The 18876-nt window shown below is 72.1% G+C and carries 19 protein-coding genes; 10 read left to right on the top strand and 9 right to left on the bottom strand.

What is annotated here, in order from left to right; translation table 11 throughout:
• Positions 1–17 precede the first annotated feature (17 nt).
• The 3 genes from OG429_RS21915 to OG429_RS21925 all read right to left on the bottom strand — a co-directional run bounded on the left by OG429_RS21915 (position 18) and on the right by OG429_RS21925 (position 3687).
• A complete protein-coding gene (locus tag OG429_RS21915) occupies positions 18–1229 on the bottom strand; it encodes a DUF5667 domain-containing protein (protein WP_328926992.1) in 1212 nt (403 codons plus the stop codon).
• Between the two features lie 234 nt (positions 1230–1463).
• Positions 1464–2282, bottom strand: coding sequence for an ECF subfamily RNA polymerase sigma factor, BldN family (locus OG429_RS21920; protein WP_328926993.1), 819 nt, complete (start codon positions 2280–2282; stop codon positions 1464–1466).
• Between the two features lie 415 nt (positions 2283–2697).
• Positions 2698–3687 carry an HAD family hydrolase gene (locus OG429_RS21925; RefSeq protein WP_328926994.1) on the bottom strand — a complete coding sequence of 330 codons (990 nt, stop codon included), beginning with the start codon at positions 3685–3687 and terminating at the stop codon, positions 2698–2700.
• Positions 3688–3794: 107 nt separating this feature from the next.
• Between OG429_RS21925 and OG429_RS21930 the strand changes: the two genes are divergently transcribed.
• The 6 genes from OG429_RS21930 (at position 3795) to hemB (ending at position 10616) form a co-directional block, all read left to right on the top strand.
• Positions 3795–4073: a glutaredoxin family protein gene (locus tag OG429_RS21930; protein WP_328926995.1), complete on the top strand. Its 279-nt coding sequence runs from the start codon at positions 3795–3797 to the stop codon at positions 4071–4073.
• Between the two features lie 273 nt (positions 4074–4346).
• Positions 4347–5159, top strand: a complete 813-nt coding sequence (locus OG429_RS21935; protein WP_328926996.1) for a redox-sensing transcriptional repressor Rex — start codon at positions 4347–4349, stop codon at positions 5157–5159.
• A complete protein-coding gene (locus tag OG429_RS21940; RefSeq protein ID WP_328926997.1) occupies positions 5156–6880 on the top strand; it encodes a glutamyl-tRNA reductase in 1725 nt (574 codons plus the stop codon). The genes OG429_RS21935 and OG429_RS21940 overlap by 4 nt, the downstream gene beginning before the upstream one ends.
• Complete coding sequence (gene hemC / locus OG429_RS21945) at positions 6877–7845, top strand: hydroxymethylbilane synthase (protein ID WP_328926998.1); 969 nt, start codon at positions 6877–6879, stop codon at positions 7843–7845. Before OG429_RS21940 ends, hemC begins: the two co-directional genes overlap by 4 nt.
• On the top strand, positions 7842–9515 hold the full coding sequence (locus tag OG429_RS21950; RefSeq protein WP_328926999.1) for a bifunctional uroporphyrinogen-III C-methyltransferase/uroporphyrinogen-III synthase: 1674 nt from the start codon (positions 7842–7844) through the stop codon (positions 9513–9515). Before hemC ends, OG429_RS21950 begins: the two co-directional genes overlap by 4 nt.
• Positions 9516–9617: 102 nt before the next feature.
• Entirely contained in the window at positions 9618–10616 is a 999-nt protein-coding gene (gene hemB, locus OG429_RS21955; RefSeq protein ID WP_328927000.1) for a porphobilinogen synthase, read from the top strand.
• A gap of 6 nt (positions 10617–10622) precedes the next feature.
• Here the strand turns inward: hemB and OG429_RS21960 are convergent, their stop codons facing one another.
• Positions 10623–10979: a hypothetical protein gene (locus tag OG429_RS21960; RefSeq protein WP_328927001.1), complete on the bottom strand. Its 357-nt coding sequence runs from the start codon at positions 10977–10979 to the stop codon at positions 10623–10625.
• A gap of 311 nt (positions 10980–11290) precedes the next feature.
• On the opposite strand from OG429_RS21960, the gene OG429_RS21965 reads away from it, so the two are divergent.
• The 3 genes from OG429_RS21965 (at position 11291) to OG429_RS21975 (ending at position 13189) form a co-directional block, all read left to right on the top strand.
• The gene (locus OG429_RS21965) at positions 11291–12607 is read left to right on the top strand and encodes a S8 family serine peptidase (RefSeq protein ID WP_328927002.1); all 1317 of its coding nucleotides are present in this window, start codon (positions 11291–11293) and stop codon (positions 12605–12607) included.
• On the top strand, positions 12604–12831 hold the full coding sequence (locus tag OG429_RS21970; RefSeq protein ID WP_328927003.1) for a hypothetical protein: 228 nt from the start codon (positions 12604–12606) through the stop codon (positions 12829–12831). Before OG429_RS21965 ends, OG429_RS21970 begins: the two co-directional genes overlap by 4 nt.
• 85 nt (positions 12832–12916) lie before the next feature.
• Positions 12917–13189, top strand: a complete 273-nt coding sequence (locus tag OG429_RS21975; protein ID WP_328927004.1) for a DUF1876 domain-containing protein — start codon at positions 12917–12919, stop codon at positions 13187–13189.
• 46 nt (positions 13190–13235) lie between these two features.
• Here OG429_RS21975 and OG429_RS21980 read toward each other — a convergent pair whose 3' ends face one another.
• Positions 13236–13982, bottom strand: coding sequence for an ABC transporter permease (locus tag OG429_RS21980; RefSeq protein ID WP_328927005.1), 747 nt, complete (start codon positions 13980–13982; stop codon positions 13236–13238).
• Positions 13979–14905 (bottom strand): ABC transporter ATP-binding protein, encoded by a 927-nt coding sequence (locus OG429_RS21985; protein WP_328927006.1) that lies wholly within the window; start codon positions 14903–14905, stop codon positions 13979–13981. Before OG429_RS21985 ends, OG429_RS21980 begins: the two co-directional genes overlap by 4 nt.
• Before the next feature lie 125 nt (positions 14906–15030).
• On the opposite strand from OG429_RS21985, the gene OG429_RS21990 reads away from it, so the two are divergent.
• Positions 15031–15825 (top strand): TetR/AcrR family transcriptional regulator, encoded by a 795-nt coding sequence (locus tag OG429_RS21990; RefSeq protein WP_328927007.1) that lies wholly within the window; start codon positions 15031–15033, stop codon positions 15823–15825.
• Positions 15826–15834: 9 nt separating this feature from the next.
• Here the strand turns inward: OG429_RS21990 and OG429_RS21995 are convergent, their stop codons facing one another.
• The 3 genes from OG429_RS21995 to OG429_RS22005 all read right to left on the bottom strand — a co-directional run bounded on the left by OG429_RS21995 (position 15835) and on the right by OG429_RS22005 (position 18850).
• Positions 15835–16281, bottom strand: coding sequence for a DUF3995 domain-containing protein (locus tag OG429_RS21995; protein WP_328927008.1), 447 nt, complete (start codon positions 16279–16281; stop codon positions 15835–15837).
• An 82-nt stretch (positions 16282–16363) separates the two neighbouring features.
• On the bottom strand, positions 16364–17116 hold the full coding sequence (locus OG429_RS22000) for a VOC family protein (protein ID WP_328930369.1): 753 nt from the start codon (positions 17114–17116) through the stop codon (positions 16364–16366).
• A gap of 219 nt (positions 17117–17335) precedes the next feature.
• Positions 17336–18850 carry a hypothetical protein gene (locus OG429_RS22005; protein ID WP_328927009.1) on the bottom strand — a complete coding sequence of 505 codons (1515 nt, stop codon included), beginning with the start codon at positions 18848–18850 and terminating at the stop codon, positions 17336–17338.
• Positions 18851–18876: the final 26 nt, after the last annotated feature.

Genomic DNA, 18876 nt, shown 5'->3' on the forward strand with positions numbered 1-18876 from the left:
GCCCCCCACCGGCCTCGCTACCCGGCGTCCTCCGCGTTGAGGCCCAGGCCCGGGAGGAGACCCGGGAGCAGGGGCGGGAGGGTGATGTCCGGCTGCGGGAGCTCCGGAGTTCCCGGGGATGGCTGGGCCGACTGACCCTGGGGCGGGTTCAGCAGGTCGCCCGTACCGCCCAGGAGTCCGCCCGTGGTCGCGGGCCGGCTGCTGCTGCCCGAGGGCGACGGCGCGGGGCTGCTCGACGGGGCGCCGGAGGCGGGCGTGGACTGCTGTTTGCCGCTGGGGGTGCCCGGTTTGGCCGAGGCGCCGGGTGTGCTGGTGCTGCCTCGGACCTGCTCCGGTGGCTTGGGGAGCAGACCCTGGAGCGGCGCCACGTCTTCGTCTATGGCCTGGAAGACCGACTCCACCTCGCCGCCCACGTCCGTGAGCTGCGCGGGGAGCTTTTCCCGGAGCTTGCCCCACGCGTCGCGGTGGGAGCGGGAGAACGAGGACAGCTTCTGGATCGGGCCGAGCTCGCCGTCCCGTTCGTACGCGGCCTGGAGGAGCCGGTGGCCCTCCTCCGCGTCGTGCTTCATTCCCGCCAGTGCTCGGCGGATCTCGCCCAGGACCTCGTGCTCCAGCACATTTCCGCCCCGGCCGCGCTCCATCAGTCTGCGGGCTTCCGACAGGCGGTTCGAGGCCTGGTCGAGATAGAGCTCGCCCCGGTCCGAATCGTCGTCGGTGAGCCCGAGCTTCAGGTCCTCCACGCCGCGCTTCACGGGGTAGAGGTGGTCACCGGGCAGGGCGTCGGAACTGGCAGCGGCCACACCGCTGAAGGCCCCCGCGGCCACACCGACGGTGAGGCCGCCCGCTGCGATGCCCTTGGACCAGCGGGAGCGGGGCCGCAAGTTCCGGAGCGTGGTCGCCCGGTGGGCGCCGCGGCCGGTCCGCTGTTCGGGCACTTGAGGGTCCGCGGCGGCACCGCCCCCGGCCCTCTCCTCCAGCACCATGGCCTCCATGGCGGCAACGAGCTGGGCTCGCTGCACCACTTTGACCTCTGGGTCCAGCGCTGGGCGCGGCATTCGTTCGCCGAGCACGCTCGCCAGGGCCAACAACCGGTCGTGGTCGGCAGGTTCGGCAGGTGCCTCGGACTGCTCGGCCGCCGGGTCCGGTTCTGAAAGGTCGGACGGGGTCCGATCCTCCAGGGCCTGGGCGAAGGCGTTCGCCCGCCGGTGCGGAGTCACGTTCGCGATCACTGGCGGCACCTCCTCTCGTCATGACGATCGACTCCCCAAGGTGTCCGGAAGGTTGCCTTCCTTGAGCACATCCACCCTTTCGAGTGAGCGGCTTCAGGCAGGGCGTGTCCACAGGGAGCCTGCATCCCACACAACGAGCGTCGCGGCACTTGGGTTACGGACGAAGGATGATCGGACCACAGCGTCATCGAGGGGTCACCGGGTGTATGTGAGGTCGTGTTGATGTGAGCGGGGTCAGCGGGCGTCATCGGGGAGGAGGCGGGCCAGGGTGCGGACCGCCCGGTACTGGAGCGTCTTGATGGCGCCCTCGTTCTTTCCCATCACCCGGGCCGTCTCGGCGACCGAGAGGCCCTGCAGGAAGCGCAGTGTCACGCACTCCTGCTGCTGCGGATTGAGTTTTCGTACGGCCTCCAGCAGGGCCGCGTTGGAGAGGGACTCCAGGACGGAGTCCTCGGGGCTGCGCTCGACCTCGTTGGCGTCGAGCATCTCGCCGGTGGTGACCTCCAGCCGGAAGCGGCTGGACTTGAAGTGGTCCGCCACCAGGTTGCGGGCGATCGTCACGAGCCAGGCGCCGAAGTCGCGGCCCTGCCAGGTGAAGGTCGAGATGCGCCGCAGTGCGCGCAGGAAGGTCTCGCTGGTGAGGTCCTCCGCCGTCGCCTTGCCGCCGACGCGGTAGTAGATGTAGCGGTAGACCGTGTCGCTGTACTGGTCGTAGAGGCGGCCGAAGGCCTCGGCCTCCCCGGCCTGCGCGCGTTCGACCAGGTCCATCATCCGGGCCTGGTCGCTGTCCGCGCTGGGGCGGCGGTGGGTGGTGGCCTGGGTGCTCGTGCCGGCGGCGCCGGACGAGCCCCCGGCCGCGCGTCCTCGTCTGCCCACCGTCGCTCCGCCGTCGGTCAGGGCATAGCAAGGACCGGCCGGGCCGAGGCCGGCGGGGACCGCAGTGGCGAAGGCGGGGACGGCGTACGCGGTGGGGACGAAGCCACGCAGGTGGTCGAGGACCGTTGCGCGCAGCGTAGCCAGGCCCGAGGCGTCAACCCCGACAGGTGGGTACACGGGACTCCCAGAGGCAGAGCTTCCATCACGTGCAGTGCGGGACCGTTCACCCGTCGTGGCGACAGATGGGCGGTGGCATGCGTCTGAGGAGAATAACGCTTCGTACAGGCAGCGCTACACCCAGTTGCTCAAATCACCGGTTCCGACACTTCTGTTGCGCGTCGAGGGCATATTCAGTCGCAGTTGGTGATCGATTCTTGATCGCTTGCATGCGCGGAATGGACGCTTCCGCAGGGCGCGCGACCGGGTCGGGCATGCCGGAGTGCCGCGCCGCGGGCGGGGTAGAGGTGAGCAAATGCCCGGGTGCCCGGCCGTGCGGCGGCCGGGAGGCGGGCGGAGGCGGCGCCGGGCGGGTGCGGGGCCGGGCGGGTGTGCCGACGGGGGCCGGTGGCGGCGGCGGTGGGGCCCGGCGCGGCTACTTGCGGCGGCGGTGCAGGGCGATGGCGGCGGCCGCGCCGCCCGCGATCGCGCCGACTCCGGCGGCGGCCGGGACGCCGACCTTCACGGCCTTGCGGCCGGTCCGATAGTCGCGCAGGCGCCAGTCGTTGGTCCGGGCATGCTTGCGCAGTTTTGTATCGGGATTGATCGCGTACGGATGCCCGACCAGCGACAGCATCGGGATGTCGTTGTGCGAATCGCTGTACGCGGCGCAGCGGGCGAGATCCAGGCCCTCGGCGGCGGCCAGGGCGCGGACCGCCTCGGCCTTGGCGGGGCCGTGCAGGGGCTCGCCGACGAGGCGGCCTGTGTAGATGCCGTCCACGGATTCGGCGACGGTGCCCAGCGCCCCGGTCAGGCCGAGCCGGCGGGCGATGATCGTGGCGGTCTCGACGGGGGCGGCGGTGACGAGCCACACCTTCTGGCCGGCGTCGAGGTGGGCCTGGGCCAGGGCGCGGGTGCCCGGCCAGATCCGCTCGGCCATGTACTCGTCGTAGATCTCCTCGCCGATGGCCATCAGTTCGCAGACCTTGTGGCCCTTGACGATGGACAGGGCGCTGTCGCGGGCGTCCTGCATGTGCTCGGGGTCCTCGACCCCGGCCAGCCGGAACCAGGCCTGCTGCCAGGCGAAGCGGGCGAGCTCGCGACGGCGGAAGAACTCGCGCTTGTAGAGGCCGCGGCCGAAGTGGAAGATCGCGGCGCCCTGCATGACGGTGTTGTCGAGGTCGAAGAAGGCGGCGGCGAGTTCGTCGCCGGCGACGGGGAACTCGGGCTCGGGTGGCGCCTCTTGCGTCGCCTCTCGCACGGCCTCGTCGCGCACCTCTTCCGGTTCCGCTTCGGCGGGTCCGGTCGGAGGCGGCGTTTCGGCCAGCGCTGTCTTGCGGGCGGCTTCGGCCGAGGCCTCGCCTGCCAGCACGCTCCGCGCGGTGGCGGAGCGCCTACGGGGGGTGAGCCATCCCAGAGCGGCCATGACGTGAGCATAGCCACTGTGTTCGGGAGTTCCCGAACCGATGGGATGCGGAGGCGTGAACTCTTCGGGGCGCTCCTGTTACGTACGGGCGCGCGAGAATGTAGGGCATGAGTCCTTTGTTGCGCCGCAAGGAAAAGAAGAGTCCCGGGGAGCGGATGGTGACGCTGGTCGGGAAGCCGGGGTGCCACCTGTGTGATGACGCACAGCAGGTGATCGAGAAGGTCTGCGCGGAGACCGGCGCACAGTGGGAGAAGAAGGACATCTCGCAGGACGAGGAGCTCTACCGGCTGTACTGGGAGCAGATTCCGGTGGTGCTGGTGGACGGCGAACAGCACACCTTCTGGCGGGTGAACCCTGACCGGCTGCGGCGGGCGTTGGGGGGCTGAGCCCCTTCCCGGTTACCATCATGGGCGATTTATGGGGTCTCGGGGGCGTATCTGTGAGGAGTGTGTACGGTTTTGCCCCCTTCGGGATTTGAACGGGTTCGGCGCGGTATCGGTTCCCGCTCCAGGCGTCGAAGTTGCGTGACCCCGGTCACTTTGCTCGGACAAAGCGGACACAATCTTTGTGCACGCGTTCACAAAGGCATAGCCTGCTGTCGACGGGGCGGTCTTGGGACAAGTGACCGCCTGCAGCCCCGCTCATCCCGCAGGAGCATCGTGGCAACTGGCCGAACTCACCGACCGGCGACCCGCAGCCGAGGTATTCCCGAGGCCACTGTCGCCCGGCTTCCGCTGTACCTGCGCGCACTCACCGCGCTCTCCGAGCGATCGGTCCCCACGGTGTCCTCCGAGGAGCTCGCGGCCGCCGCCGGAGTCAACTCCGCGAAGCTGCGCAAGGACTTCTCGTACCTCGGTTCCTACGGAACGCGCGGCGTCGGGTACGACGTCGAATACCTCGTCTACCAGATCTCCCGTGAGCTCGGACTGACCCAGGACTGGCCGGTTGTCATCGTCGGCATCGGTAACCTCGGCGCCGCCCTCGCCAACTACGGCGGTTTCGCGTCACGCGGCTTCCGCGTGGCCGCGCTGATCGACGCCGACCCGGCGATGGCCGGCAAGCCGGTGGCCGGGATCCCCGTGCAGCACACCGACGAGCTGGAAAAGATCATCGAGGAGAACGGCGTCTCGATCGGCGTCATCGCGACCCCGGCCGGCGCCGCGCAGCAGGTCAGCGAGCGGCTGATCGCGGCCGGTGTCACCTCCATCCTGAACTTCGCCCCCACCGTGCTCTCGGTGCCCGAGGGCGTGGACGTGCGCAAGGTCGACCTGTCGATCGAACTGCAGATCCTGGCCTTCCACGAGCAGCGCAAGGCCGGCGAGGAAGCCGCGGCCGCCGCTGCCGAGGGCGGTTCCACCGTGGGCGGCGCCGCCCCCGCCGCGGCCGTCGTGCCGCCGGCCGGCCGGGCCGCCGCCGAGGCGCGCAAGGGCAACAACCCCGAGGGCGACGTCCCGGCGGTGATGCCGGCATGAGTCTGCTCGTCGTAGGGCTGAGCCACCGCAGCGCGCCCGTGAGCGTGCTGGAGCGCGCCGCGCTGCCCGCTGACGCGAAGCTGAAGCTGCTGCACGACACCCTCGCCGCCGAGCCGGCGGCGGAGGCGGCGGTGCTCGCCACGTGCAACCGGATCGAGCTCTACGCCGACGTGGACAAGTTCCACGCCGGTGTCGCGGAGCTCTCCACGCTGCTCGCGCAGCACAGCGGAGTCGCGCTGGAGGAACTCACTCCTTACCTGTACGTGCACTACGAGGACCGGGCGGTGCACCACCTGTTCTCGGTGGCGTGCGGGCTGGACTCGATGGTCGTCGGCGAGGGGCAGATCCTCGGCCAGATCAAGGACGCGCTGGCGCTGGGGCAGGAGACGCACACCGCCGGGCGGCTGATCAACGACCTGTTCCAGCAGGCGCTGCGGGTCGGCAAGCGGGCGCACTCCGAGACCGGGATCGACCGGGCGGGCCAGTCGCTGGTGACCTTCGGGCTGGAGCAGCTCGCCGTGCACGTGCCCGTGGCCGAGTGGGCCGCCGGCAAGCGGGCACTGGTGATCGGTGCCGGGTCGATGTCCTCGCTGGCCGCGGCCACGCTGGCGCGGGTCGGCGTCGCCGAGATCGTGGTCGCGAACCGGACCGCCGAGCGGGCGGAGCGGTTGGCCGAGATTCTGGTTGCCTCGGGCACCGGGGTGGCGGCTTCGGCCGTTGCGATGTCCGGTGTCGCCGACGAACTGACACGAGTCGATGTCGTGGTGTCCTGCACCGGCGCCACCGGGCTCGTGCTGACCGCCGACGACGTGCTCGCCGCCGTGTCCTCGAGCGCTGCCGACGTGCCCGCGCAGGCTTCCGCCGCGGCGGGGCCGGCGGACCGCGGATCCGCCCCGGACCCCGCGTCCCGGACTTCCCCGGCCCCGGCCGGGAGGGGCCTCCAGGTGGGGCCGGACTCGGCCGATGTCGTGGCCCGGCTGGCAGCCGCCGCGCTGACGCACGGGCGGCTGGCCGACGCCGGGGCCGCACGGACCATCGCGGCGGGCACGGAAGCCGACGGGTGCCCCGTGGGGCCCGACGGGCGGTCCGCGCTGACCGGGGTCGACGCCAGTTCCCTGGAGCTGCACGGGACCTGGGCCGACCAGGGTGAGGCCGCCGCCCAGCGGCAGCCCCGGCGCAGCACCCGTACCCACGCCGACGGCGCGACCGCGCGCCTCGCGCTGCTGGACCTGGCCATGCCCCGGGACATCGACGCCGCCGTGCACCGGATCCCGGGCGTACGGCTCGTGGACATCGAGTCGCTCGCGGAGGCGTCCGCGGACGCCCCGATGGCGGCCGACGTCGACGCCGTGCGCGCGATCGTCGCCGAGGAAGTGGCGGCCTTCGGCGCCGCCCAGAGGGCCGCGCACATCACGCCCACCGTCGTCGCCCTGCGGGCCATGGCGGCCGAGGTCGTGGCCATGGAAGTGGCGCGCCTCGACGGGCGGGTACCCGATCTCGACGAACGGCAGCGGGCCGAGGTCACCCAGACCGTGCGCCGCGTCGTCGACAAACTCCTGCACGCGCCGACCGTGCGGGTCAAGCAGCTCGCGAGCGAGCCCGGCGGCGCCGGGTACGCGGAGGCGCTGCGTGAACTCTTCGATCTCGACCCGCAGACGGTGGCCTCCGTCAGCCGGGCCGACGCGGCAGACAAGAACGACGACTCAGGACGGGCATCATGAACCCACGTCTCGACCAGCCCCTGCGGCTCGGCACGCGGCGCAGCAAGCTGGCCATGTCCCAGTCAGGCCATGTCGCCGACGCGGTACGGGAGGTCACCGGCCGTCCCGTCGAGCTCGTGGAGATCACGACCTACGGCGACGTGTCGCGCGAGCACCTCGCGCAGATCGGCGGGACGGGCGTGTTCGTCACCGCCCTGCGTGACGCGCTGCTGCGCGGCGAGGTCGACTTCGCGGTGCACTCGCTGAAGGACCTGCCGACCGCGCAGCCCGACGACCTCGTGATCGCGGCCATGCCGCGGCGCGAGGACGCGCGGGACGCGCTCGTCGCCCGCGACGGCCTGACCTTCGAGCAGCTGCCCGACGGGGCTCGGATCGGTACCGGTTCGCCCCGGCGCACGGCCCAGCTCAATCACCTGGCGCTGTCGCTCGGCAAGCGGATCGAGACGGTGCCGATCCGCGGCAACGTCGACACCCGGATCGGCTTCGTACGGGACGGCGCGCTCGACGCCGTCGTCCTCGCGGCCGCCGGACTCAACCGGATCGGGCGCGGTGACGAGGCGACCGACCTGCTGTCGGTCGACAGCGTCCTGCCGGCCCCCGGCCAGGGAGCCCTGGCCGTGGAGTGCCTGGCGTCCGACGCCGGCCTCATCGCCGCGCTCGGCGAGCTCGACGACCCGTACACCCGGGCCGCCGTGACCGCCGAGCGTTCCCTGCTCGCCGCCCTGGAGGCCGGCTGCAGCGCACCCGTGGGCGCGTTCGCCGACCTTTTGGCCGACGGGGAGATTGTCAATGAAATGCGCCTGCGCGGCGTCGTCGGTACCCTCGACGGCTCGACGCTGGTGCAGCTGTCCACCACCGGTCCCGTGCCCCAGTCGTACGACGAGGCCATGGCGCTCGGCCGCGAACTCGCGGACGAGATGCTGGCCAAGGGCGCGGCCGGTCTGATGGGGGAGCGATCGCTTTGAACCCCTCAAGTCCGACCACCTCCGCTTTTCCGGTCGTCGCCGCCCACGGACACGTCACCTTCCTCGGTGCCGGCCCTGGCGACCCGGGTCTGCTGACGCTGCGCGCCGTGGAGGCGCTCGCCGCCGCGGACGTACTGATCGCCGAGCCCGAGGTGCTCGACGTCGTACGGACGCATGCGCGCGCGGGAGTCGACACGCCGCAGCTGACGGTCGCTGACGAAGTGTCAGCAGCCGCCGGGGTCCCGGTGATCCGAGATGCCGCCAATCTTGTCATGGAGGCCGCACGGTCCGGCAGGCGGGTCGTACGTGCCGTCACCGGTGACCCCGGCCTCGACGGGAACACGGCCGAGGAGATGCTCGTCTGCGCCACCGAGGGGATCCCCTTCGAGGTGGTCCCGGGCATCCCCACCGCCGTGGGCGTGCCCGCGTACGCGGGTGTGCCGCTCCGGGACAAGCGGGGTGACGACAACGGCGTGCGGTTCGTGGACGCGAGGTCCGCGTCGGCGCGCTGCTGGAGCGAGGTGGGGTCGAGCGACGGCATCCTCGTCGTCTCCGCGACGCTGGAGACGGTCTCGGCCGCCGCGGCGGAGCTGGTGAGCGCCGGCCGCAAGCCCGACACCCCGCTGACGGTGACCGTCGCCGGCACGACCACGCGGCAGCGGACGTGGAACGCGACCCTGGGCACGATCGCGCAGGTGTTCAAGCAGGGGAAGGTGCTCCCGTCGCCCGGGGGCGCCCGGCCGGTCATAGCCGTGGTCGGTGAGCACAGCGCCGCCGCGCGGCGTGAGGAGCTGGCCTGGTTCGAGTCGAAGCCGCTGTTCGGCTGGCGGGTTCTCGTACCGCGCACGAAGGAGCAGGCCGCCTCGCTCTCCGACCAGTTGCGTTCGTACGGCGCGGTGCCCCACGAGGTGCCGACCATCGCCGTGGAGCCGCCGCGGACCCCGCAGCAGATGGAGCGGGCCGTGAAGGGCCTGGTGACGGGCCGCTACGAGTGGATAGCTTTCACCAGCGTGAACGCGGTGAAGGCCGTCCGGGAGAAGTTCGAGGAGTACGGGCTCGACGCGCGCGCCTTCGCCGGGATCAAGGTCGCCGCGGTGGGCGAGCAGACGGCGGCCGCGCTCGTGGAGTTCGGTGTGAAGCCGGACCTGGTGCCGAGCGGGGAGCAGTCCGCGGCCGGTCTGCTGGAGGACTGGCCCCCGTACGACCCGGTCTTCGACCCGATCGACCGCGTCTTCCTGCCGCGCGCCGACATCGCGACCGAGACGCTGGTCGCGGGGCTGATCGAGCTCGGGTGGGAGGTCGACGACGTCACCGCCTACCGGACGGTGCGCGCGTCGCCGCCGCCGGCGGACACGCGTGAGGCGATCAAGGGCGGCGGCTTCGACGCCGTTCTCTTCACGTCGTCCTCGACGGTGCGCAACCTCGTCGGCATCGCCGGGAAGCCGCACAACGTGACCGTCATCGCGTGCATCGGGCCGGCGACGGCCAAGACCGCGGAAGAGCACGGGCTGCGCGTGGACGTGCTGTCGCCGGAGCCGTCGGTGTCGAAGCTGGCGGAGGCGCTGGCCGAGTACGGCGCGGCGCGCCGCGAGGCGGCCAAGGAGGCCGGCGAGACGGTGTTCCGGCCGAGCGAGCGGCGGCCGGGGGCGCGCAGGCGCCGTACCACCTAGCGGTGGGGCAGTGAAGTGAGGGCGGGGTGCGGGCCTGGCGCGGTGCGGCCGGGCCCTACGCTTGTTCCGACTGTTCTCGATGCTCGAAGAGGCGACTGACGAATGAGCACGTACGGATCCTTCCCCGGCTCGCGGCCCCGTCGGCTGCGCACCACCCCGGCGATGCGGCGGATGGTCGCGGAGAACCGGCTGCACCCTTCCGACCTGATCCTCCCGGCGTTCGTACGGGAGGGCATCAGCGAGCCCCTGGCGATCTCCGCGATGCCGGGCGTCGTGCAGCACACCCGGGACACACTGCGGAAGGCCGCCGTGGAGGCGGTCGAGGCCGGGGTCTCGGGGATCATGCTGTTCGGTGTTCCGGCGGACGAGAACAAAGACGCGCTCGGCACGGCGGGCACCGAGCCGGACGGGATCCTGCAGGTCGCGATCCGCGATGTGAAGGCCGAGGTCGGCGACGATCTGGTGATCATGTCGGACCTGTGCCTGGACGAGTACACGGACCACGGGCACTGCGGCGTCCTCGACGCGGACGGCCGGGTCGACAACGACGCGACGCTGGAGCGGTACGCCGAGATGGCGCAGGTCCAGGCCGACGCGGGCGTCCACGTGGTGGGCCCGAGCGGCATGATGGACGGGCAGGTCGGCGTCATCCGCGACGCGCTGGACGAGACCGGGCACGAGGACGTCTCGATCCTCGCGTACACGGCGAAGTACTCGTCCGCCTTCTACGGTCCCTTCCGCGAGGCGGTGGCCTCCTCCCTCCAGGGCGACCGCAAGACGTACCAGCAGGACCCGGCGAACGCGCGGGAGTCCATGCGCGAGCTGGCGCTCGACCTTGAGGAGGGCGCCGACATGGTGATGGTCAAGCCGGCCGGGCCCTACCTCGACATCCTGTACCGGGTGGCGCAGGCGGTGGACGTCCCGGTGGCGGCGTACCAGATCAGCGGCGAGTTCGCGATGATCGAGGCGGCGGCGGAGAAGGGCTGGATCGAGCGGGACCGGGCGATCCTGGAGACCCTGCTGGGCATCAAGCGGGCCGGGGCCGACACGATCCTCACGTACTGGGCGACCGAGGTGGCGGGCTGGCTGCGCAACGCCTGACGCGCGTCACGGCCAGTCGACGAGGCCGTTGAAGACGATGCAGTCGAGGACGACGGCGGCCGGGGCGATCACGGCGAGCCACACCCTGGCGGCGGCGTACCGCCGCTGCCAGGGCAGCCCCCAGGCGGCCACCAGTACGGCCAGCACCACCAGCAGGCCGAACCCGAACACGGGGAAGGCGACGTCGTACGAGGCGTCGAACCGGTCGCTCGCGGCGTCGCCGCAGGAGTCGCAGGCCATCGGCGACAGCCCGGCGTAGAAGAACCCGATGGCCGCCAGGGGCAGCGTGAGCACGGTGGACACGAGCGGCGCGACGAAGGCACGCGGGTGCCGTGCGGTGTCCGGGGGCAGGTCGGTGGTCATGCGGCCAGTGAACTCCGCGAGAGGGGCGCGCACATGAGTGCGCGTACTCAGGTGACGCCCCGGCCGCCGCGGGCGCGGGACCCCGCGGGTGCGGGGCTTCTCGGATGGCTGCGCTGTGTTGCCCGCCCACCTGCCCGGTGCGACGGTGGTCAAGGGGCGATGCCGACGGCTGCGAGCCGACGGCACCACGGGCCGAACAGCGGCCGATCCGCGCCCCACCTTCCCCGGCACACCTGCCAGTCGGTGGACCGGCGCGTCCACGAACCGGGGGAAGCGCACAGAAAGCGGGAAACCCAATGGTGAACGGACCTATGGACAGGCGCGCCTTCGGCGGCCAGCCCGAACGGCCCCATGGCAACGGCAGCGCCCACAACACGGAGTACACCGGCCGGTACGTCGTCCTGCTCGATCCGGGCAACGAGGAGAGCGGACTGAACGCACTGCGTTCCGCCGCCGACATCGCCCCCTGGGAACGTGTCCGCGGAGCCGCGGCCGCGAACGTCTCCGAACTCCTCGAACGCCCCGACGTCTCGGTGCTCTTCGAGAACCTCGCCGTGGCCGTCGTCGAGGTACGGCCCGAGAACCGCTTCGCGCTGGTGACCACGGCCGAGGCGGAGGGGTCGATCCTCGCGGCCGAGCCGGAGCGCATGGTCTACGCCTCGCCGATCACCACCCCGCAGCAAGCGCCGACCGAGTTCTTCCCGGCCTACCGCAGCGACGAGGACGTGGTCGCCCACCACTCCCAGGCCGAGGCCGCCGCGTCCCTGGGGCCGGCGCTGGACGAGCAGAGCGTGACCTGGGGTCTCCAGGCGATCAGGGCCAACATCTCCGGCATGACCGGACGCGGAGTGAAGGTCGCGGTCCTCGACACCGGCGTGGACACGGACCACCCGGACCTGATCGGGTGCATCGAGGAGACGGCCTCCTTCGTGCCCGGCGAAGCGGTCGAGGACGGACACAGCCACGGCACGCACTGCATCGGCACCGTTGCCGGTCCGCGCAGCCCCCGGCAGGGGCCCCGCTACGGGGTGGCGTGCGACGCGCGCATCCTCGCCGGCAAGGTGCTCGCCAACAGCGGCAGTGGCCCGGACGGCGGAATCCTGGCGGGCATCGAGTGGGCGATCTCCCGCGGCGCGAAGGTGATCTCCCTGTCGCTCGGCTCTCGCGTCCTGCCGGGTGAGATCTTCCCGCAGACGTACGAGCTCCTGGCCCAGCGCGCACTCGGCATGGGGACGGTGATCGTCGCGGCGGCGGGCAACAGCAGCCTGCGGCCCGGATTCGTGGCCCCCGTCGAGCGGCCCGCCAACTGCCCCTCCATCCTCGCCGTGGGCTCGCTGGACAAGGCGCTGAAGACGGCGTTCTCCTCCTGCGGGGGCATCAACGGCCAGGGCGGCGAGGTCAACATCGCGGGCCCCGGCGTGGCCGTGCACTCGTCCGTCCCCGGCGGCTACGGGATGAAGTCGGGTACCAGCATGGCCACACCGCACGTGGCGGGTGTCCTCGCGCTGCTCGCCGAGGCGAACCCCGCCGCCTCCGCGGCCGATCTCAAGGCCACCCTGCTGTCCGGTGCGTTCCCGCTGACGCAGCCCGCCCGGGACGTCGGCGTGGGTCTGCTCCAGGCGCCGTGAACGGATCGTCCGAGCCGGTCGGCGTCATCCTCGCGGTCGACGCCGGCCGGTTCGCGGAAGTGGTCGAGGCCCTGCGGCGGGCAGGCCTGGCGGTCACGGGCGAGCAGCCGATCATCGGGACGCTCGAAGGCACCGTCGCGGAGGACCGGATCCCGGCGCTGGCGGCGGTCGACGGCGTCGCATCCGTCGACCGGGAGTACATCAACCGGATCCCCCCGCCGTAGCCTCCCGCCCCAGGCCCCCCGCTCGCGCTCCATCCCCGGCGGGCGCACCCTGGAGGGAAGGGTGACCCCCTGGAGGTGATGCACCATGTCCACGCTGGTCGGGTGGCATGTGGAGCTCGAATTCACCGAGGAGGGCCACCGCACCAGTGCGGCGGCCCTGGTAAGACTCGGGGACGGCTCCGAGATCAGGGCGCACGGCTACGCCATGCGCCACCCCTCCGACCCGGAGCAGCTGAGGGTCGGGGAAGAGATCGCGGGCGCTCGCGCGCTCATGGATCTCGCGTCGCAGATGCTGCAGAAGGCCCACGGCGAGATCGACGAGGCGACGGGCCGGCACTCATATCCGCTCAATAGTTGAGCGGGCGCGCACCATCGGCCTGTTGAGGGGCTCCGCGAGGAGCCCCTCAGCGGGTCCTGCTGCGGAACAGGACCGCCGACAGGGCCAAGGCCACGGCCGTGATGCCCGCGCACCAGGTCAGCGCCACCCAGGGCGCGTCGCCCGCAGGCTGCGACAAGAGCAGTGCGCGCAGGGATTCGATCACCGGGGTCAGCGGCTGGTGGTCGGCGAAGCCGTGCAGCCAGCCCGGCATGGTCTCGATGGGGACGAAGGCGCTGGACGGGTAGGGCAGGAACATCATCAGGAAGGTGAAGCCGCCCGCCGCCTCAGGGGACTTGGCGAGCAGGCCGAGTGCGGCGGCCAGCCACGAGATCGCCGTGATGTACGTCAGCAGCAGGCCGGCCGCGGCGAGGAAGGCGGCCGGGCCCGCCTGGGGCCGGAAGCCGATGGCGAGGGCGACGACGAGGACCAGGGCGGTGGAGAGCAGGTTGCGCAGGACCGAGGCCGTGACGTGCCCGGCGAGGATCGGGATGCCGCCGATGTCGAGGGAGCGGAAGCGGTCGATGACGCCGTTGCCCATGTCGTCGGCGACGCTGACGGCGGTGCTCGCCGCACCGAAGCCCGCGCAGAGCAGCATGGCGCCGGGGACCACGTACGTCACGTACGCCGTCCCGGTGTCGATGGCGCCGCCGAAGAAGTAGACGAAGATCAGCATCAGCATGACGGGCAGCATCAGGGCGGTGATCAGCACGTCGGGCCGGCGGCTGCTGATGCGCAGGCTGCGGCCGGCGAGGGCGAGGGCGGCGGTGCTCATGGGGCGGCTCCCGTCAGGGTGAGGAACACGTCGTCGAGGGTGGCGGTGCGGACCGCGAAGCGGTCCACGGCGGTACGGTCCGGGTCGAGTTCGTCGAGCAGGGCGCGTACGTCGGCCGCGCTGCCGTCGGTGGGCAGGCCGAGGACGAGCTCGTCCGGGGCGAGGTGGACCGCGCGCGGGGCCAGCGCGTCGTAGGCGGCCCGGGTGGCGAGGGTGAGGTCGAGCCGGTGCCCGGCGACGCGGGCCTTGAGTGCCGAGGGCGTGCCCTCGGCGGCGATCCGCCCGTCGGCCAGGACGGCGACGTGGTCGGCGAGCCTGTCGGCCTCCTCCAGGTACTGGGTGGTGAGGAGCACGGTCGTGCCGTCGGCGCGCAGTTCCCGTACGAGGTCCCACAGGTCGTGGCGGCTGCGCGGGTCGAGTCCGGTGGTCGGCTCGTCGAGGAAGATCACTTCGGGCCGGGAGACCAGGCTCGCGGCGAGGTCGAGGCGGCGGCGCATCCCGCCCGAGTACGTCTTCGCCGTGCGCGCGGCGGCCTCGGAGAGCCCGAAGCGGGCGAGCAGCTCGTCGGCGCGGGTACGGGCGGCGCGGGAGGAGAGTCCGGCCAGGCGGCCCATCATGCGGAGCATCTCGGTGCCGGTCTGGAGCTCGTCGACGGCCGCGAACTGCCCGGTGAGGCTGATCCGTTCGCGGACGCGCGAGCGGTGACCGGTGACGTCGTACCCGGCCACGCGGGCGGCGCCGGAGTCGGCGGCGGTGAGGGTGGCGAGGATCCGGACGGTGGTGGTCTTGCCGGCGCCGTTGGGGCCGAGGAGGGCGAGGACGCTGCCGCGCGGGACGGCGAGGTCGAGGCCGTCGAGGACGCGCAGGGCGCCGTAGGACTTGGTCAGGCCGATGGCGTGAATGCCGAGGTCGCTCGTGGTCATGGGGGACCACGCTCCCTTCTGCGTACGGGTTACGCGCTTCTGTGTATGGGTTACGCGCTTCTGCGTAAGTAATACACAGAACTAGGATGTGGGTCAATCACATAGCGGCGGAGGGAGGGACGGCGATGGACGACGCGGACAGCGGTACGGGACTCCCGGCGAGCCTCGAAATGGCCTGGGGCCTGCGCGAACGAGCCGGCAAGGGGCCGCGTCCCACGCTCACGCTGCCCCGGATCGTGGAAACGGCGGTCGCGCTGGGCGCCGCGGAGGGGATGGACGCCGTCTCCATGGGGCGCGTCGCCAAGGAGCTGGGCGTCTCGACGATGTCCCTCTACCGCTACGTCGCCGCCAAGGAGGAGCTGTACGTCCTCATGGCGGACGCGGGGGTCGGCACCCCGCCGCCGCTGCCGCCCGAGGCGGAGGGATGGGGCTGGCGCGAGCTGCTCACGGACTGGGCGTACGCGCAGCGGGCCGTCCTGATGGCCAACTCCTGGATCCTGCGCATCCCGATCACCGGCGCGCCCGTCTCCCCGAACCAGCTGGCCTGGATGGACCGGGGCCTCGCGTCGATGGCCGGCACGGGCCTGAAGGAGGGCGAGAAGCTCTCGACGATCATCCTGATCGGGGGGCTGGTGCGGAACGAGGCCACGATGGCCGCCGACATGATGGACGCCATCACGAAGTCCGGAGTCGCCCCGGAGCAGGCGCTGGGCCAGTACGTCCGCACGCTGAGTCTGCTGACCCGCCCGGACAGCCACCCGGCCGTGACGCGGCTGCTGCAGTCGGACGCGTTCACGGGCTCAGGCGAGCCGGACTTCCAGTTCCGCTTCGGCCTGGACCGGATCCTGGACGGGCTGGCGCCGCTGGTCGCCGGGCGTGTCGTTCGGCTGACCGAGCCGCCCGGCGGCGCTGCCGGCTGACCCGGCCGGTCAGGGCCTCACCCGCGTGGCCGCGCCCGCCTGAGCGGCGAGGCGGGCCGCCGCCCAGGCGGCGGCGAGGCAGGCGGGGGTGTAGACGAGCAGGTTGAGGGCGTAGAAGGGGCTGCCCGGAGGGCTGTCGAGGACGCCGGCCGCCCAGCCGAGCCCCGCGAGGCCGCGCACGGTCAGGCCGGCCGCGACCGCCCCCGTGACGGCCCGCGTCGCCCGGCCGCCGCGGCCGTGGGTGTGGGCGAGTGCGGCGGACGCTCCCGTCAGCAGTACGGCGGCCAGGGGGAGCACCGAGCCCGGTCCGAAGGAGGTCTCGATGCCGAGGACGGCCAGGGACAGGGCCCGTTCGTCGGCGGCGGGCCAGGTCGCGCCGGTGGCCCAGTACAGGTGCACTGCCGCGTCCGCCGCCAGCAGCCCGGCCAGAGCCGTCCCCGCGCGCTTGTTCCTCATGTGAGCCCCCTTCGTGGTGGACGAACCGTCACCGGGAAGGAGGGGGCGCACAGTCAGGACATTCCCTGTGCGCCCGGTCACATCAGTCGGACTGCTCCGGGGCGGCCGCCGTGATCACCGAGAAGGTGCCGCCCTGAGGGTCCGCGAGGACGGCCATCCGGCCCGCCACCATGTCGAAGGCCGGGGCCATGACGCTGCCTCCGGCCCGTTCGGCGGCGGCCTGGATCTCGTCGACGCTGTCCACGTGGAAGTACGGCATCCAGTGCGGCGGCACCCCGGCCGGCAGCTTGGCCAGGTCCATCATCCCGCCGACCGCGCGGTCGCCGACCTTGAACTCGGTGTAGTCCCCGGCGTCCGGCATCTCGGACCGGGCCGTGGTGACGGGCAGGACGGCCGAGTAGAAGGCGGCAGCGGCGGGGACGTCGCCGGTGTTCAGCTCGTTCCAGATGAGGGCGCCGTGTTCGTTGACGATGCCGGCGCCGTCGAAGGTGCCGGCCTGCCACAGGCCGACGGCCGCGCCGGTGGGGTCGGTGATCACGGCCATCCGGCCGAGGTCCATGACGTCCATCGCGCCCATCATCACCGAGCCGCCGGCGTCGGTGACCGCCTTGAGGGTGGAGTCGATGGAGTCGGTGGCCAGGTACGTGGTCCATGCGGTCGGCGGCATCGGGTCCGGGACGGTGCCGTCCGGGTTCATCGCCTTCATGACGCCGGCGACCGGCTTGCCCTTGAGGGTGCAGACGGAGTACCCGCCCTGCTCGGGCGGGCCGACCTCGCCCTGCCAGCCGAAGAGGTCGCAGTAGAAGTCGAGAGCCGCCTGCTGGTCGGGGACCATCAGGTCGATCCAGCACGGGGTGCCGGGCTTGTAGGGGCCGTTCTTGTCGGGCACGGGGTCTCCCGTCGGAGGGGGGAAGGACGGGCCGTCCCCTACCCGGGGTGCACTGACCGAATCGGGCCGTTCGGGTGAACGGCGGACGTGAGCGCGGGGCGTGAAAGGACGGGGCCCGCGGGGAGAACATCCCTGCGGGCCCCGTCATACGGCTGAGGTGTCGGCTCAGGCGGTGGTGCGGCGGCGGCGGCCGGTGCCCGCGACCAGGGCGGCGCCCATGGCCAGGGCCACGCCCGCGCCGCCGAGGGCCCAGGTGGTGGCCGCGTCGGCGCCGGTGGCGGCGAGTTCGCCGCCGGAGCCGCCCTTGGCGTTGTCGACGCTCGGCTTGGAGCCGCCGTTCGGCTTCGGCTGGTTGCCGTTGTCACCGGGGGCCGGGTCGGCGGCGACGATCTTCGTCAGGCGGGCCTTGGAGTGCGACTGTGCCCACGGCTTCGGGGTCTCCGGGCCGACCTGGGAAGAGCCCCAGGAGGAGATGCGGAGGTCGCCGAGCGGGGCGTCCGCCGTCAGGCGGATGCGGACCTGGATGTCGAAGCTCTGGCCGGCCGCGACGGGGCCGCTCGCCAGGTCGACTCCGAGGAACACGCCCTCCTCCTCGGACCGGATCTCGGCCTCGTGCCAGCCGGCCTTGCCGTTCTTGTCCTTGCTCAGGACCTCGACCTTGATCTGGGAGCCCTTCATCGGGACCCAGTCCGGCCGGGCCAGGACCAGGCCGACGTCGAATCCGTCCAGGGCCTTCTTGCCGGAGTTGTCGACGCGGACGGACAGGTTGGTCCAGTCGCCGCCGGCCTTGACGGTCTCCGGTACGCCGTTCACCGTCAGCGCGGGCCCTTCGACGAACGGGTCCTCGTCCCCGTCCTCGGCCCCTTCGATCTTGGTGCTGTACCAGCTGCTGGGGCCCCAGTTCCAGCCGTCGGCGCTGATGCTCACGGCGTCGGACGCCATGTCGAAGGCGACGTGCGGGGCGTCCGCGGTGAAGCGGATCCGCACGTCGATGTCGTAGCTCGCGCCGCGGTCGAGGGGACCGACGGTGCCGATGAAGTAGCCGCTCATGCTGGAGTCGTCGCCGTCGGTGTTGAGCGCCGTGGCGGGCCACCAGTAGCTGCTGCCGTCCGTGCGGACGTGGCGCGACTCGATCTCGTAGTGGCCGGACTTCAGCTTGCCCCCGGCCTTGCCGATCGAGAGGTGGGGCTGGAGCCCGTTGACCCAGGGGCCGCCCGAGTTGTCGACCGTCACCTTCAGCTGGGTCCAGTCGCCGCCCGGCTTGAAACCGTTCTTCGGGATGCCCGCGACGCTGACGTCGGGGCCCATCATGATGCCGTCGGAGTCGGCGTGCTGCTTGTCCGAGGGGGCCTTGGCGTCCTTCGCGGGCTGCTCGGCGGGCGCCGGGGCCGGGGTGGTCGGCGCGGGCGTGTCGACGACGGGCGCGGGCTTCTCCGCGACCGGCTTGTCCGCGCCGGGCTTGTCCGCTCCGGGCTTCTCGGCACCGGGCTTCTCGGCACCGGGCGTTTCGACGACGGGCGTGGTCGGCGCACCGGCGTCGGCGGTGGCGTCGTCCTTCGGCGCCACGTCAGGAACGATCACGGCCGGCTGGTCGGCGGCCATGGCGGGCGTCGCGGTCAGGATGGTCGGTCCGGCCACGGCGACCGCGGCCACGGCGGCCATGCGCTTGATCTTCTTCATTTGTTTCCCCCCACAAGTCTTTTGAA

The organism is Streptomyces sp. NBC_00190, from assembly GCF_036203305.1.
In the GTDB taxonomy this organism is placed as follows: Bacteria; Actinomycetota; Actinomycetes; order Streptomycetales; family Streptomycetaceae; genus Streptomyces.